General features: G+C 63.9%; 13 protein-coding genes. 6 read left to right on the top strand and 7 right to left on the bottom strand.

The window, feature by feature from the left end; genetic code table 11:
- Positions 1 to 3: 3 nt before the first annotated feature.
- Together PanNE5_RS10670 and PanNE5_RS10665 are read right to left on the bottom strand one after the other, a co-directional pair.
- Positions 4 to 324, bottom strand: coding sequence for a zf-TFIIB domain-containing protein (locus PanNE5_RS10670; protein WP_026131758.1), 321 nt, complete (start codon positions 322 to 324; stop codon positions 4 to 6).
- 173 nt (positions 325 to 497) lie between these two features.
- Entirely contained in the window at positions 498 to 1,277 is a 780-nt protein-coding gene (locus PanNE5_RS10665) for a TerC family protein (protein ID WP_017232902.1), read from the bottom strand.
- A gap of 185 nt (positions 1,278 to 1,462) precedes the next feature.
- Between PanNE5_RS10665 and PanNE5_RS10660 the strand changes: the two genes are divergently transcribed.
- Together PanNE5_RS10660 and PanNE5_RS10655 are read left to right on the top strand one after the other, a co-directional pair.
- Entirely contained in the window at positions 1,463 to 2,428 is a 966-nt protein-coding gene (locus PanNE5_RS10660; RefSeq protein ID WP_017232901.1) for a LysR family transcriptional regulator, read from the top strand.
- Positions 2,415 to 3,488, top strand: a complete 1,074-nt coding sequence (locus tag PanNE5_RS10655) for an AI-2E family transporter (RefSeq protein ID WP_017232900.1) — start codon at positions 2,415 to 2,417, stop codon at positions 3,486 to 3,488. The genes PanNE5_RS10660 and PanNE5_RS10655 overlap by 14 nt, the downstream gene beginning before the upstream one ends.
- On the opposite strand, the gene PanNE5_RS10650 is transcribed toward PanNE5_RS10655, so the two are convergent.
- Positions 3,470 to 5,071, bottom strand: coding sequence for a tetratricopeptide repeat protein (locus PanNE5_RS10650; protein WP_261939729.1), 1,602 nt, complete (start codon positions 5,069 to 5,071; stop codon positions 3,470 to 3,472). The two genes, PanNE5_RS10655 and PanNE5_RS10650, sit on opposite strands and share 19 nt — an antisense overlap.
- Positions 5,072 to 5,537: 466 nt before the next feature.
- Here PanNE5_RS10650 and PanNE5_RS10645 point away from each other — a divergent pair, with 466 nt between their 5' ends.
- Positions 5,538 to 7,277, top strand: a complete 1,740-nt coding sequence (locus PanNE5_RS10645; protein ID WP_017232897.1) for an ABC transporter permease — start codon at positions 5,538 to 5,540, stop codon at positions 7,275 to 7,277.
- Positions 7,278 to 7,287: 10 nt separating this feature from the next.
- Complete coding sequence (locus PanNE5_RS10640; protein WP_017232896.1) at positions 7,288 to 8,604, top strand: AAA-associated domain-containing protein; 1,317 nt, start codon at positions 7,288 to 7,290, stop codon at positions 8,602 to 8,604.
- A gap of 71 nt (positions 8,605 to 8,675) precedes the next feature.
- On the opposite strand, the gene PanNE5_RS10635 is transcribed toward PanNE5_RS10640, so the two are convergent.
- Positions 8,676 to 9,560: an outer membrane protein gene (locus PanNE5_RS10635; protein WP_261939728.1), complete on the bottom strand. Its 885-nt coding sequence runs from the start codon at positions 9,558 to 9,560 to the stop codon at positions 8,676 to 8,678.
- A 441-nt stretch (positions 9,561 to 10,001) separates the two neighbouring features.
- Here PanNE5_RS10635 and PanNE5_RS10630 point away from each other — a divergent pair, with 441 nt between their 5' ends.
- Positions 10,002 to 10,145 (top strand): hypothetical protein, encoded by a 144-nt coding sequence (locus PanNE5_RS10630; protein ID WP_017232894.1) that lies wholly within the window; start codon positions 10,002 to 10,004, stop codon positions 10,143 to 10,145.
- A 157-nt stretch (positions 10,146 to 10,302) separates the two neighbouring features.
- On the opposite strand, the gene PanNE5_RS10625 is transcribed toward PanNE5_RS10630, so the two are convergent.
- Both PanNE5_RS10625 and kbl read right to left on the bottom strand, forming a co-directional pair.
- Positions 10,303 to 11,268 carry an NAD-dependent epimerase/dehydratase family protein gene (locus PanNE5_RS10625; protein ID WP_261939727.1) on the bottom strand — a complete coding sequence of 322 codons (966 nt, stop codon included), beginning with the start codon at positions 11,266 to 11,268 and terminating at the stop codon, positions 10,303 to 10,305.
- Between the two features lie 2 nt (positions 11,269 to 11,270).
- Entirely contained in the window at positions 11,271 to 12,488 is a 1,218-nt protein-coding gene (gene kbl, locus PanNE5_RS10620; RefSeq protein WP_017232892.1) for a glycine C-acetyltransferase, read from the bottom strand.
- A gap of 203 nt (positions 12,489 to 12,691) precedes the next feature.
- Here kbl and PanNE5_RS10615 point away from each other — a divergent pair, with 203 nt between their 5' ends.
- A complete protein-coding gene (locus tag PanNE5_RS10615; protein WP_369751557.1) occupies positions 12,692 to 13,288 on the top strand; it encodes a helix-turn-helix domain-containing protein in 597 nt (198 codons plus the stop codon).
- Positions 13,289 to 13,348: 60 nt separating this feature from the next.
- Here PanNE5_RS10615 and PanNE5_RS10610 read toward each other — a convergent pair whose 3' ends face one another.
- Positions 13,349 to 14,116 (bottom strand): TetR/AcrR family transcriptional regulator, encoded by a 768-nt coding sequence (locus tag PanNE5_RS10610; protein ID WP_261939726.1) that lies wholly within the window; start codon positions 14,114 to 14,116, stop codon positions 13,349 to 13,351.
- Positions 14,117 to 14,172: the final 56 nt, after the last annotated feature.

Here is a 14,172-nt window from a genome sequence, read left to right as displayed (position 1 = left end):
GCGTCAGTCAAAGTCGAACATCTCGAACAGCGACTTCTTCTTGCGTGGCTGGTCGTACTGGCGACTTCGGTCATCGTCCCCACGAGATCTATCGCGATGAGCATGATCGCGCCAAGACGCTTGGGAGTCGCGACGATTCCCTTGATCATCGCCGCCGAGCGCCGCAGGTGCCGGCCTCGCCCCACCTCCCTCCGTTCGCTCGATCAGCTTGTCCAGCTCCCCACGATCGAGCCACACACCACGACAGCTCGGGCAATAGTCGATCTCCACCCCCTGACGCTCCGCCATCAGCAAATCCGGGGTACCGCATACAGGACATTTCATCGTTTCGCTCCATCACGTAAATGAGACAACGCCCTTAATGTATCGGCTGTCGCACCACGGAAAAACCTGCTTTTCCGTTCATCCATGTTCGTAAAAACCGAAGCGGTCAGACAAAAAAAGTGACGGCGGTGGTGACCGCCGCCGCCTCACTTACGCTTTCGTTACCGCACCCCCTAGTGAAGCACGCGCCCCTGCTCTGCCTTACGGCGCGCCTTGGCACGACGCGTCAACATGTTCAGCCCCTCCACGAAGGCCGAGAATGCCATCGCCGCGTAGATGTAACCCTTCGGGATATGTGACCCGAAACCTTCCGCGATCAGCGTCATGCCAATCACAAGCAGAAAGCCCAGCGCCAGCATCACGACCGTCGGATTCGCCTCGATGAATCGCGAGAGCGGCCCCGCCATGAACAACATTGCCGTCACGGCGGCAATCACCGCAACGAACATGATCGGGATGTGCTCGGTCATGCCCACGGCCGTCACGATGCTGTCGATCGAGAACACGAGGTCCAGCATCAGGATCTGAACCACGGCGGCACGCGCAGTGATCGTCGCCATCGTTCCCGCCGTCGATGCGCCCTCGCCGTGTTCGGCATCGTCCGTGTCCGACGCCACATGCTGATGCATCTCCTTCGTCGCCTTCCACACGAGGAACAGACCACCGGAGATCAGAATCAGGTCGCGCCACGAAAAGCCGTGACCGAACAACTCGAAGAGCGGTGTCGTCAGCTTGGCGATCCATGCCACCGTACCCAGCAGCGCCAGACGCATGACCAGCGCCAGACCAATGCCCATACGCTGCGCGCGCGCCCGCATCGACAACGGCAACTTGTTGGTCAGGATAGAGATGAAGATCAGGTTGTCGATGCCAAGCACGACTTCCATGACCACCAACGTGACAAGCGCCGCCCATACCGCCGGGTCAACCGTCAAAGCAAGCAGATAGTCCATATGTGCGCCAGAGATTCCCTAGGGTTATCGGAACATTCACCGCCAGTCGACAGCGGCCATGCCCCTTCGTTATCCCGCACCTAACGCGAGGTGCGGGTCCAGGACAGCATGATCCCCGAACTCATGTTTCGCAAAAACCAGTTATATACTTCAAAATAGTTCGGTTTTTCCGAAGTCCATTCGATATGTTGAATTACCGTCATCTTTACTATTTTTGGGTCGTCGTCAAGGAAGGGGGCTTTGCTCGCGCGGCGGAGCGTCTCGACATGGCCGTGCAGACGATCAGCGCCCAGGTGCGCGAGCTCGAGAAATCACTCGGCCACCAGTTGCTCAAGCCCGCCGGACGCGGCGTCGCAATGACCGACCCGGGGCAGGCGGCGTTTCGGCGTGCAGAAGAGATTTTTCGCCTCGGCCAGTCGATCCCCGACGACGTTCGCGAGGCCGCCAGCGGTCGTGTGGCAAGGCTTGCCATCGGGCTGGCCGACGGTATCTCCAAACTGGCCGCGCACGCGATTCTCGCGCCGGTGCTCGACACGCCCTCGCTGCGGCTCGTCTGCCATGAAGGCGAACACGAGCAGTTGCTCGCCGAACTTGCGCTACACAAGCTCGACCTCGTGCTCGCGAGCCAGCCCGCCCCGTATAACCCTACGCTGCGACTCTCAAGCGAACGTCTGGTCGCGTCGCCGGTCGACTGGTATGGGCCGGCATCGCTGGTACGCCAATCCGCGCGAGCCGCGTTTCCTCAATGCCTGGCAGACCTCCCCGTCGTGCTGCCAACCGGTCACTCGGCCCTGCGCGCCCGGCTCGATCAATGGTTTGAGGCACAGAGCATTCGCCCGAATATCGTCGGCGAATTCGAAGACAGCGCGCTCATGGCCGTCTTTGCCACACGCGGCATGGGCGTCTTTCCGCTGAGCGAGGCGGGCGCGGGCGACGTCTCGCTGCTGCGCGGCCTGCGCTGGCTGGGCCGCCCTAGCGAGGTTTTCGAGGACATCCACGCCATTCGCTCGCGACGTGGCGAAGGCCATCCGCTCGTGACACAAATCATCCGTGAAATCGGCCCGACGGCCGGTTCTGCTATAAGAACGACTGGCACGCCGTCTCCGTCTGCGCCGCCGTCATCTGCGAGGAAACCTCATGTCGAGTCGTAGCGATCAGCGCAAGTTCTTCCACCTCATGCTGTTCGTCGTGACGATCGTGTTCGGGTGGATTCTGTTTCCGCTATTCGGCGCCGTCTTCTGGGGCACGATTCTCGCCGTGCTGTTCCAGCCAGTGCAGCGCCGCATCCTCACTCGTCTGCGCGGCCGGCCGAATCTGGCCGCCCTCGCCACGCTGGCGCTGATCCTGCTCATCGTGATCCTGCCGCTCACGCTCGTGATCGGCATGCTGACGCAGGAAATCAGCACGGCACTCGTGCGTTTTCGCGCCGATCTTCCCCAACTCACGGTAGCCTTCCAGCAATTGCTCGACCGGATGCCCGCGAGTGTGCATAGAGTGATGGATCTGGCCGGTGTGCAGGACGTCGCCGCGATCCAGCAAAAGCTGGGCGACGGCGCCGCGCAAATCGGCCGCCTGGTCGCGGTCTATCTGGTGAGCATCGGTCAGAACACGGCGCAACTGCTCGTGAGCTTCGGCGTAATGCTCTACCTGCTGTTCTTTCTGCTGCGCGACGGTACCGTGCTCGGCGTGATGGTCCGACGCGCCCTGCCGCTCGAAGAACGTCACAAAACCCAACTGATCCGGCAGTTCACCACGGTCGTGCGCGCCACCGTCAAGGGCAACATCGCCGTCGCCGTGGTGCAAGGCGTACTCGGCGGCTTCATCTTCGCCGTCCTCGGCATCCAGGGCTACGTGCTCGCCGCCGTGGTGATGGCCTTCCTGTCGCTATTACCCGCCGTGGGCGCAGCCGTCGTGTGGGTGCCCGTGGGGACCTGGCTGTTGCTCTCCGGGGAAGTCTGGAAGGGCGTGGTGCTGTTTGCGTTCTGCGGCACCATTGTGAGCCTGGTCGACAACGTGCTGCGTCCGATTCTCGTGGGCAAGGACACGAAGCTGCCCGACTGGGTCGTGCTGATCGCCACCCTCGGCGGGATGTCGCTCTTCGGCCTGACGGGCTTCGTGATCGGACCGCTCATCGCCGCCCTGTTCATCTCCAGCTGGAATATCTATACGCGCCTGCGCGACGACGACAGCGATCAGGCCGACGCCGGGTGATATCCGTGGGCCTCCATCGGCACAGCCGCCCGCGCTTCATGCACGAGGGTAGCGAGATCGGCCCCGACCTGCGCCATCAGGCCATCCCAGTCGCCGCGCGGCGACTGGCGATAAAGCGTGAGCGACCGATACCAGTCGCTGTCCCGACGCGATAACTGCCAGCGCCAGTCCGGCGTAAAGCCGACGAGTCCCCAGACCGGTTTTCCCAGCGCTCCGGCCAAGTGCAGCGCCGCCGTGTCCACTGAGATCACGAGATCCATCTGCGCCATGACGGCCGCCGTCTCGGCAAAATCGCTGAGCTTCGCGCCGATGTCATGCACATTGGCATACCGGGCCAGTTCGGCGCGCTCGTCGTCGGTCACATCGACCTGCAACGCGTAGAAATGCGCGTCGGCACCGAAGACCGGCGCCCAATGCGCAAGCGCCACGTCGCGATGCGGCGGAAACGGCCCGGTGCGCCACACGAAGCCCACCCGCAACGCGCCTTCCGGCGGCTTGCCCAGCATCGACCGCCAGATCATCTCCCGCCCTGCGCTCGAGCGCACGTAGGGCAAAACGGTTGCCACATCGCCCCCCGCTTTCAACAGATGCGGCAGGCTGAGCAGCGGCAGCTGCCAGTCGAACGACGGCACCGGTATGTGCTCGGCAAGCACCGTCACCCCGCGCGCGAAGCCGCCCAGCAACGTGACAAGCGGCGCTTGCACCGACAGCACGACGTTCGCCCCCCTCTCGACCAGACGCGGCACAAACCGCACGAACTGCAACGTATTGCCCAGGCCCGGTTCGCTATGGACGAACACCGTCTTGCCCGCGAGCGGCGCGCGGCCGTCCCAGAGCCGGTCGCTGAAGCGCCGCCGCTGACCGCCTTCCTGCCAGCGCCACTCGTAGTCATGCCAGCCATGCTCGAAGTCGCCCAGCAGCAGATTTGTCTGCGCCCGGTTAGTGCGCGCGCCCGCATGGTCCGGCGCGAGCTTTACCGCCTCGCGCAAGCATTGCAGCGCTTCGCCGAACGCGTGTTGCTCACGCAGCGCCACCCCCAGGTTCACCAGCGGATCGGGTTGCTGCGGGGCGATGGCGTTGGCCAGCCGGTATGCGTCGATCTCTTCGTCGTAGCGGCCCAAGGCACCGAGCGCGCGGCCACGGTTGAAGTGCGCCTGCCACAACGCCGGCGCCTTGGCCGACGTGCGCTCGAACCAGCCGAGCGCACGCGCGTTGTCGCCCGCCTGCGCCCAGGTCAGGCCAATGGTGTGCATCGTGCCGATGACGTCCGGCGACTGCTGCACGGTGGCGTCGAACAGCGCCTCGGCACGCATCTGACGCCCGGCCTGGAGGCTGGCCATCGCGGCGTCGAAACTCGCCTGCGCGCCCGGCTGCGGCACGAGCGCGATCAGGCGGTCGAAGGCGTCGGCGGCCGACTCGAAGGCGTTGGTGCGCAACGAGACGTAGGCGAGGCCCTCGAGGGCCGGCAGGAATTCGGGGGATTGTTTCAGTACTTGGCGCAACTCGGCGATCGCCTCGTCGAGCCGGCCGGCGGCACTCAGTTGTCGTGCACGCTCGCAACGCGCGTCTAATGGCGTCGTCATGCGGCGCATCCTTGCTTGTCTTGGAATGAGAGGGAGTCGGGCCGGCAAGCAACACGACCACCGGGGGCGCCTTGCGCCACCGGCCACTGGCGCCGTGGCCCGATCGAGCGGTGCACACTACACGACCGCACGGCGCGAAGCAAGCCGCGGGAATTGGTCCGCGCAACGCCCATAAAGTTCACATCATCCCAGCCTCATTTTGCGGCCCGGCGTCGGCGCAAACGGTCTCCGCACACACCTCGGGTATCATCTGTCGAAATCTTGTTTTCCCGCAGTGCAACATAAAAACCACAATTCCTCTTGGAAGATCCGGTTTGCCAGCGTATGACACGCGCTTTAACATATTTTTACGGGGCAATCTGGTAGCATCCGCTGCCGTCCCTGCGCGCGCGCAACGTCGCTGCCGCGCTGCATGCCGACGCCAAATCCTGTTATCCGTCCGACCCCTCATCCTCAAGAGGTCTTGATGACGCGCGTAGCCCGTCCGTTCATCCCCGCCACTGCGCGACGCCTGCTTCCCAACCGCTGGGATTTCATTGCGTTCCCGATCATCATCGGTTTCCTGATGGTCAGCTCGTCGGGCATTCGTCAGACGTTGGCCCCGCTGGCCAACCTGCAGACCGAGGTCATCTCGCTCGATCCGGCCAACCTGCCCGAGTACGCGTTGCGCACCACGCTGCGCATGCTCGCAGCGATGGTCGCCTCGCTCGTCTTCACGCTCGTCTATGGGACGCTTGCGGCCAAGAGCCGCCGGGCCGAGAAGCTGCTCGTGCCGATGCTCGACATCCTCCAGTCGGTGCCGGTGCTGGGTTACATCTCGTTCACGGTCACCTTCTTCCTCGCCCTGTTCCCGGGACGCGTGCTCGGCGCCGAATGCGCCGCGATCTTCGCGATCTTCACGAGCCAGGCGTGGAACATGACGTTTTCGTTCTACCAGTCGATGCGCACCCAGCCGCGCGATCTCTCGGAAGTAGCGGTGAATCTGCGGCTCTCGCCGTGGCAACGCTTCTGGAAACTCGACGTACCGTACTCGATGCCGGGCCTCATCTGGAACATGATGATGAGCATGTCGGGCGGCTGGTTCTTCGTGGTGGCGTCCGAGGCGATCACCGTGGGCGACAAGACGGTGACGCTGCCGGGCATCGGCGCGTATCTCGCCACGGCGATCGTGCAGCGCGATCTGCATGCCGTGGGCTGGGTGATTCTGGCGATGGTCGTCGTCATTGTGATCTACGACCAGTTCCTGTTCCGGCCAATGGTCGCCTGGTCCGACAAATTCCGTCTGGAAGACACCGTCTCGCAGGCCGCGCCCGAGTCGTGGGTGCTCAACCTGATTCAACGCACCCGAGCGATTCAGTTTCTGCTCCGCCCGTTCGGCAAGCTGCTGCGTACGCTCGCGCGTGCACGCATGCCGCTCTCGCTGCCCGCCGCGATCCATTCCGAATCGAAGACCCCGCTCTCGCGCGTGATCGATTGGGTGTGGGCCGCGCTGCTGGTAGTGCTGGGCGGGGTCGCCGCCTGGAAGATCTGCGCCTTCGTGACGGCCGAAGTCGGCGTCGCCGAAGTGCTTCGCGTGTTCGGCCTGGGTCTGGTCACGTTGGTTCGCGTGGTAGTGCTCATTGGCATCGCCTCGGTGGTGTGGGTGCCGCTGGGCGTGCTGATCGGGCTACGCCCGAAGCTTGCCGAACGCATCCAGCCGGTTGCCCAGTTCCTCGCGGCCTTCCCGGCCAACCTGTTGTTCCCGGTCTTCGTGGTGGCGATCGTCCATTTCCACGCCAATCCGGACATCTGGCTCTCGCCGCTCATCGTGCTGGGCACGCAGTGGTACATCCTGTTCAACGTCATCGCCGGTGCGACGACGTTTCCCAACGACTTCAAGGAAGCCGCCACCAACTTCCGCATTCGCGGCTGGCAGTGGTGGCGTCAGATCATGCTGCCGGGCATCTTCCCCTACTACGTGACGGGCGCGATCACGGCGTCGGGCGGCGCGTGGAACGCGTCGATCGTCTCGGAATATGTGCAGTGGGGCAACGACAAGGTTGCCGCGCACGGCCTGGGCGCGTACATCGCGCAAATGACGGAAGCGGGCGACTATCCGCGCATTTTGCTGGGCATCGCCGTGATGGCGCTGTTCGTTGTACTGTTCAACCGCTTGCTGTGGCGTCCGATGTACGCCATTGCTGAAAACAAGCTTCGCCTGAATTAAAGGGACCGTGATGCCGAACGATACCCAACCGATTGCCGGAAAAGAGATCTTCTCGCTCGCCAACGTCGGCCGCGGCTTCCGCAAGGGCAGCGACGAGCGGCAAGTGCTCGACGGTGTGAATCTGCAACTGCACGAAGGCGAAATCGTCGGCCTGCTCGGCCGCTCGGGCTCGGGCAAGTCGACGCTGCTGCGTATCATCGCCGGCCTGATTCAGCCGAGCGCGGGCGACATCCGCTATCTCGGCGAACCGCTCGAAGGGCCGCCCGAGGGGGTGGCGATGGTGTTCCAGACCTTCGCGCTGTTTCCGTGGCTGACCGTGCTGCAAAACGTGGAAGCCGGACTGGAAGCGCTTGGCGTCGAGCCGAAGGAGCGTCGCCGCCGTGCCCTCGCCGCCATCGACCTGATCGGTTTGGACGGCTTCGAGAACGCCTATCCGCGCGAACTCTCGGGCGGCATGCGCCAGCGGGTGGGCTTTGCGCGGGCGCTCGTGGTCAATCCCACGCTGCTGCTCATGGACGAGCCGTTTTCCGCGCTCGACGTGCTCACCGCCGAGACGCTGCGTACTGACTTGCTCGACCTGTGGAGCCAGCGGCAGTTGCCGATCAAGTCGATCCTGATCGTCACACACAATATTGAAGAAGCCGTGTTCATGTGCGACCGGATTCTGGTGCTGTCGTCGAATCCCGGCCGCGTGGTCGCCGAGATCAAGGTACCGTTCCCACATCGACGCAACCGTCTCGACCCGGCCTTCCGCAAGATGGTCGACGACATCTATGCGCTGATGACGTCGCGTCGCAGCGCGCACACCACGCAGAAGATGACGCTGGAGTTGTCGAGCCCGCTGCACGAAGTGTCGACCAACCTGATGGCCGGTCTGCTCGAAGCGCTGGCCGGCCCGCCCTACAACGGCCGCGCCGACTTGCCGGAAATCGCACAGACGCTGCTGCTCGAGGTCGACGACCTCTTCCCCGTGGCCGAAATCCTCGACCATTTGGGCTTTGCGGAACTCAAGGAGGGCGACATCCTGCTGACCGTCGCCGGCAAACGTTTCGTGGACGTGAGCACGCAGGAACGCAAGGTGCTGTTTGCCGAGCATCTGCTGCGTCACGTGCCGCTCGCCGCGAAGATTCGCGCCGTGCTGCAGGAACGCCGCGGGCAACGCGCCCCGCGCGTACGGTTCGAGCAGGAGCTGGAAGATTCGATGTCGGACGATCTCGCGCAGGAAACGCTCGATACCGCCATCAACTGGGGACGTTACGCCGAGATCTTCTCATACAACGACCACACGGAGACGTTCAGTCTGGAAGACGTGGAAGGCGCGACCTGATCATCGTCCGCCGGCGTCCGGCCGGAAATCCAACGCCGCGCGACTCGACTGAGCGCGCGGCGTTGTCATTTTTAGAAGGCGTAGCCCGCGCCGACCATCCAGGTCTGGTTGATCGTCTTCGAATCGGGTTCGTAGGCGTTCGTGCCCGGCGCGACCTGCGTGACGCTGGAGCGCCCATATTGGAAGCGAGACCACTCGTAGCTCGCGTTCACGTGGAAGTTGCGCGCGATCGCATAGTCGAGCCCGAAGCCAGCCACGACGACCGGCTTGTTGCCGAGGCTGAACGTGTTCTGCGAGCCCGCCAGCGTCATCGAGGCGCCCACCATCGCGCCCGCGCGAACGTCTGCGGTCGCCACAAGCTTCGGTGTGACTTCGAGCTGCCCCATCAGGCCGCCGCCGACCACATGATGGCGATAGCGCTCGTAAAAGCCGTTCGGGTCGCGACTGCTGTCACGAATCCAGTCCCGGTAGCTATAGCTCAGGTAAGGAATCACCTGCGCATGCCAGGTGCCGAGTTGGAATGGAATCGCCTTGCCGGCCTTGAGCGTGACGTCCGTCGCGGTCGAGCGCGTGCTCATCTGATAGTTCGGCTGGACAACGCGGCCCGCCAGATCTTGCAGATAACCGCCGTAATCGACGTTGCCGTGCGAGACACGCACCGAGCCAGCGAAATAGAGGTTGGACACGCTGAACAGCTCTCGCTGGGTCGATGCCCCCAGCGCGAACGCGGCGATCGTTCCCCGTTCGGAGTCGCTCTTGCCGGGCGCGATATTTTCCCAGTAATGCAATTGCTGGGCACCCGCGTCGACCCAGACCTGATTGTTGGCGCGCAGCATGGCTTCCTGCGCGGAGACGTTGGCCGCACACACGCTGGCGGCAACGAAGACGAACGCGGCGCACTTGATGGCGCTTCCGCGATGGCCGCAAGCGATGGTGCGGCGGGTGCTAGGCGTCATTGCACGTCCCTCCCAGGCGTGTTCTCTAAGACGACTCGAAGATGGCCATCGGCGTGGCCACCGTTTTTCGGCATTGTTTCAGCGCGTGAGGTGGCATGCAAGCGGAGAAATGTGGATTCTTCGGATCCTTAGCCAATTGAGATTCACGCGGCTCGAGCGATCGAGACGGGAAAATCGGCTGCATGGCCGTGACGATTGGCAGATGGGCAAACGGCGGGAAATTTTCCCCGGCCGAAGCGGTCGTCGCTGAGGAGAATCGAGCGATCCGACCGTGTCAAAAAGGCCACACGTATCGGTATAGATACTGATTCGCGGTCGTTTTTATGCGGTCGCATAATGAATGCGGAACCTGCTGGTCATGCACCGGGGGGCGCAGCGACGCGCAGTCATGCAGGTTCTTTCCGCGGCGAAGACCGTGCATCAGACCCGAGAAGACGCAATATGAGCTATTACCATTCGAAAGAAGCCGTCCGCGGGCGGGCCATCAGCTTGACCCCCGCGTACCGCTGGCGCCGACGTGCCTTTGCTGTGACCTGTGCGGTCATCGCCGCACTGGCGTACTACGCCGTGCACCACCCGAAGTAAGGTTCACGGCAATCCCCGCGCGCAACGCAACAAGGCGCGTACGACTCGATATCGCACGCGCCTTGCTCGGCTTGTCCTGATCTCCCTCGCAGTCACCGGCTCGCCTTTCGGCGCCATCACCTCCTCCTCAGCGCCGCCGTCACCTCCCCGCTCCCGATCAAGCCGCGTTGCCCAGGACCGGCGCATGCCAGTCGAGTGGCACGTTGGCGAGCATGTCGTCGACCATCGCGTCCAGTCCGAAGGCCGGCTGCCAGTCCCAATCGTAGCGGGCATGGGTATCGTCAAGCGTATGCGGCCAGGTCTCGGCAATCGCCTGGCGGAAGTCCGGGGCGTATTTCACCGTGAAGCTCGGCACACGACGTGCAATTGCCGCCGCCAGCGTGGCCGGGTCGAAGCTCACCCCCGCCACGTTGTACGAGGAACGCACGCGCAGGCGCGAGGCGTCGGCATTCATCAACGCCAGCGTGGCACGCACCGCATCGGGCATGTGGATCATCGGCAGCGTCGCGTCTTCCTTCAGGAAACACGTGTACGTCTCGCCGCGACGCGCCGCCTGGAAGATCTCAATGGCGTAATCGGTCGTGCCGCCGCCCGGGGGCGTCTTGTAGCTGATCACGCCGGGATAGCGCAGGCTGCGCACGTCTACGCCGAACTTCGTGAAGTAGTACTCGCACAGCCGCTCGCCCGCCTGCTTGCTGATGCCGTACATCGTGGTCGGATCCATGATGGCGAGCTGGGGTGTTTCGACGGCCGGCGTATGCGGACCGAATGCGGCAATCGACGACGGCCAGAACACGCGCAGTCCCTGGCGTTCGCGCGCCAGTTCGAGCACATTGAGCAAGCCGTTCATGTTGAGCGTCCAGGCCTGGAGCGGCCGGGTCTCGCCCGTTGCGGAGAGCAGCGCCGCCAAATGGAAGATCTGGGTAATGCCGAAGCGCTCGACCAGCGCGGCCAGTCGTGCGCCGTCGAGCACGTCGAGCGTCTCGTAATGCACCGCGTGACGTGACGGTCCGGGTGCGATGTCCGTGGCGATGACGTTCTCGTTGCCATACTGCGCGGCCAGCGCGTCGACGAGTTCGCTGCCGATTTGACCGTTGGCGCCGATGATGAGGATGCGTTCCATGTTCAACCTTGCTTGAGAATGCCGAGTTCGTTGCCGGCCTGGGCGAACGCCGTCAGCGCCCGGTTCAGTTGATCGCGCGTGTGGGCCGCCGAGAGTTGCACGCGCACGCGCGCCTGTCCGTGCGGCACCACCGGATAGAAGAAGCCGGTGGCGATCACGCCCAGCTCATAAAGCCGCTGCGCGAAACGCTGCGCGAGCGTCGCGTCGAAGAGCATGACCGGCACGATCGGGTGCGTGCCGGGCTTGATGGTGAAGCCCAGCGCCGCCACTTCGCGGCGGAAGAACGCGGTGTTCTCGTGCAATTGCTCACGTCGCGCCGATGAGTGTTCGAGTTCGTCGAACACAGCGAGCGACGTGCCGACAATGGCGGGCGCCAGGCTGTTCGAAAACAGGTACGGGCGCGAGCGCTGACGCAGCGTTTCGATGACCTCGCGTCGCCCGGCCGTGAAGCCCCCCATCGCACCGCCGAGCGCCTTGCCCAGCGTGCCGGTGATGATGTCGATCTTGCCGAGCACACCGTGATGCTCGTGCGTGCCGCGCCCCGTCGGCCCCATGAAGCCGGTCGCGTGACACTCGTCGATCATGATGAGCGCACCGTATTGCTCGGCCAGCGCCACGATGCGATCGAGCTGAGCAATCGTGCCGTCCATCGAGAACACACCGTCGGTCACGATGATGCGATGACGCGCCCCCATCGCCGACTGCAACTGGCGCTCCAGGTCGTCCATGTCGTTGTGGGCATAGCGTAGACGCTGCGCCTTGCAAAGACGCACACCGTCGATGATCGAGGCGTGATTGAGGGCGTCGGAGATGATCGCGTCCTGCTCGTCGAACAGCGGTTCGAAGACGCCGCCATTGGCGTCGAACGCTGCGGCGTACAGGATGGCGTCTTCCGTGCCGAGGTACGCGGCGATGCGAGCCTCAAGCGCCTTGTGCGGACCTTGCGTGCCGCAGATGAAGCGCACCGACGACAAACCGAAACCAAAGTCTTCCAGCGCTTGCTGCGCGGCCTTGACGAGCGTTTCACTGCCCGAAAGCCCGAGGTAGTTGTTGGCGCACAGGTTGATACGCGCCTGCCCGTCGTCGCACATGACCTCCGGCCCCTGCCGCGACATCAGCACGCGTTCCTGTTTGAAAAGGCCCTGCCGGCGCGTGTCTTCGAGTCGTTCGGTCAGTTGACGGTAGAAGCCCTCGCGGGCTTCCGGGGTATGTGCGGTCATCGTGCGCCTCTCCTTGGTGCGGGCGACGGCGCCATTGCGCAGCGCCGTCGCGGGAATCCAGCGGCATCGGTGGGTACCGGCCGGTCGCGAAGGGCAGCCGGCATCGAGCGCTTGCTCTGCTACCATGCAGCCATTCACCTTATCGGAAACTATACTTTATATTGAACTAATTTCAATATATTGAAAAATTCTAATATCCCGGAATGCATATGGCAAGTACTCCCGCAGCATCGGCGATGTCACCGGTCGCCCCGCCGCCGGTCGGCGACATGATTCAGCAACTGCGCAAAGAGCGCGGCATGACGCTGGAGACGCTCTCACGCGCGTCCGGCGTCTCCAAATCGATGCTGTCGCAGATCGAGCGCGACAAGGCCAATCCGACCATTGCCGTGGCATGGCGGCTGGCCAATGCGTTGGGTGTGCGCCTCGACCAACTGCTGGGCGCCCCGGCGGGCGACCCCGAGCCGGTACGCGTGATCGGCAAGCATGAAATTCCGACACTGGCGGGCGCGGAGCACGCGTATCAGCTCAAGATCCTTGGACCGATGGAGCTGGCGGGCAAATACGAGTGGTATGAACTGACGCTGCAACCCGGCGCCGCACTCGTCTCCGAGCCGCACGATCCGGGCACGCGCGAACACTTCACGGTGTTCGACGGCCAGGTCGACATCGAGGTCGAACACTTCGCGCGACGCGCCAAGCCGGGCGAGACCGCCCGCTATCCCGCCGACCGCGCCCACGCGATCCGCAATGTCGGCAAATCCGTCGCACGTGGTCTGCTCGTGGTGATCCACGGATAAGCGCGGGCGGAACACCCGCGCGTGGCGCAGGCCGCTACGGCAGCAGCGGCCTGAAGGCACTCAGTCGGCGGCCAGCGCACCCGACATGCCGGCGTCGATGATCTGACGCGCCACCGTCGGCAAAATGCGGAGCGGCGGCGAACCGGGTCCGAAGGTTTGACTCGCTGCATAAGCGCCTTCGAGAATCAGCGAGAGCGCATCGACCAACGGCGCCGGCTCCCGCAAACCCGCGGCCGTGACGAGTTCGGTGAAACGCCGCACCATTTCCGCCTTGTAATTCACCACCGACTGGCGCGCGGGATGCGCCGGGTCGGGGAATTCAGCGGCCACGTTCACGAACGGGCACCCGCGATAGCCGGGCCGACTCGCCCGCTCGGAGAGATCCACGAAGATTTGCAGCAATTGTGCGCGCGGCTCGCCGCGCCGTTTTGCGATACTTTCGTCGATACGCGCCAGACTCGCCGTCTGCATGTGATCGAGATACGCCAGAATCAGCTCGTCCTTCGACGCGAACTGGCGATAGAGGCACATCTTGTTGACGCCGGCGCGTTTGACGACGGCGTCCACGCCCACGGCGCGCACCCCTTCAGTGTGGAACAGTTCCACGGCCGCATTGAGCAGATACTGATGCGCGACGGACGCTGGCGTCACATGCCGCTCGGTCTTGCCCGAGCGCGGCGCCGTTCGGCCTCGGCGCGCAGGGACAACCGTGCCTTTGCGCTTGGCGTCCTTCGTGGCCTTCGCGACCGCGGTCGTTTCTCCCCCTGATGTCGCCGGATCCGGCGTCCCAGGCACATCGGGCATGACAGGCGTTGTCGATTTGGCCATGATCCGGCACTCCCCTAAAGCGGTGATTCGCGATGTCGAGCAGCACCCGGACGTCG

Source organism: Pandoraea sp. NE5, assembly GCF_024363545.1.
In the GTDB taxonomy this organism is placed as follows: domain Bacteria; phylum Pseudomonadota; class Gammaproteobacteria; order Burkholderiales; family Burkholderiaceae; genus Pandoraea; species Pandoraea cepalis.
The sequence above is the reverse complement of the archived record's forward strand: the minus strand, read 5'-3'. Positions and strand labels throughout refer to the sequence as shown.